The following is a 1,569-nucleotide window of genomic DNA, read 5'->3' as shown; positions in this document are numbered from 1 at the left end:
TACTTCAAATACATGCTCAATTGTACGCACATGATACGCTATCCCGAATTTGTGAAGAGTTATCCATTCCTTATGAGATAAGCAGACCATACGGCGTCGAAGCCTAACAAACTGTTTAAGAGTGATTCGCAACGCGTGGCATTCTTACTATGCGCTGAGAGATCCCCTCATAATTTCCCCAAAACGTAACCATGTGTGAATAGATTTTGAGTAAGCAGGGTTGCAGCCACGAGTGAGTCTTCCCTTGTTATTGTGTAGCCAGAATGCCGCAAAACTTCCATGCCTAAGCGAACTGTTGAGAGTACGTTTCGATTTCTGACTGTGTTAGCCTGGAAGTGCTTGTCCCAACCTTGTTTCTGAGCATGAACGCCCGCAAGCCAACATGTTAGTTGAAGCATCAGGGCGATTAGCAGCATGATATCAAAACGCTCTGAGCTGCTCGTTCGGCTATGGCGTAGGCCTAGTCCGTAGGCAGGACTTTTCAAGTCTCGGAAGGTTTCTTCAATCTGCATTCGCTTCGAATAGATATTAACAAGTTGTTTGGGTGTTCGAATTTCAACAGGTAAGTTAGTTGCTAGAACCCATGGCTCCTTTGCCGACGCTGAGTAGATTTTAGGTGACGGGTGGTGACAATGAGTCCGTGTCGAGCGCTGATTTTTTCGGCCTTTAGAGCGAGATTTATACAATAGAATTTGGCATGAGATTGGATTGCTTTTAGTCAGCCTCTTATAGCCTAAAGTCTTTGAGTGACTAGATGACATATCATGTAAGTTGCTGATAGGTTTCCAGTTTTCCGCTCCTAGGTCTGCATATTGTACTTTTCCTCTTACTCGACTTAACCAGTACCAACCCAGCTTCTCAACGGATTTATACCATGGCACTTTAAAGCCAGCATCACTGACAATGAGCGGTGTGGTGTTACTCGGTAGAATGCTCGCAAGGTCGGCTAGAAATTGGTCATGAGCTTTCTTTGAACATTGCTCTGAAAGCGGGAACGCTTTCTCATAAAGAGTAACAGAACGACCGTGTAGTGCGACTGAAGCTCGCAATACCATAAGCCGTTTTTGCTCACGGATATCAGACCAGTCAACAAGTACAATGGGCATCGTATTGCCCGAACAGATAAAGCTAGCATGCCAACGGTATACAGCGAGTCGCTCTTTGTGGAGGTGACGATTACCTAACAATCGGTCGATTCGTTTGATGTTATGTTTTGTTCTCGCTTTGGTTGGCAGGTTACGGCCAAGTTCGGTAAGAGTGAGAGTTTTACAGTCAAGTAAGGCGTGGCAAGCCAACGTTAAGCTGTTGAGTCGTTTTAAGTGTAATTCGGGGCAGAATTGGTAAAGAGAGTCGTGTAAAATATCGAGTTCGCACATTTTGTTGTCTGATTATTGATTTTTGGCGAAACCATTTGATCATATGACAAGATGTGTATCTACCTTAACTTAATGATTTTGATAAAAATCATTAGGGGATTCATCAGCGCTTTACGTAAACCATGCTGTGACTATTGCCTAACACAGCGATAGTAGGCTGCGGCGCAGACGAGCACACATCGTTAACGTCGGT

1 protein-coding gene is annotated in these 1,569 nt (G+C 44.4%); it reads right to left on the bottom strand.

The window, feature by feature from the left end; all coding sequences use genetic code 11:
* Positions 1-167: 167 nt before the first annotated feature.
* Complete coding sequence (locus R7P67_RS23940) at positions 168-1,376, bottom strand: IS4-like element ISVsa5 family transposase (protein WP_001339175.1); 1,209 nt, start codon at positions 1,374-1,376, stop codon at positions 168-170.
* Positions 1,377-1,569 lie beyond the last annotated feature (193 nt).

This window comes from Vibrio sp. Vb0937 (genome assembly GCF_033338855.1).
The sequence above is the reverse complement of the archived record's forward strand: the minus strand, read 5'-3'. Positions and strand labels throughout refer to the sequence as shown.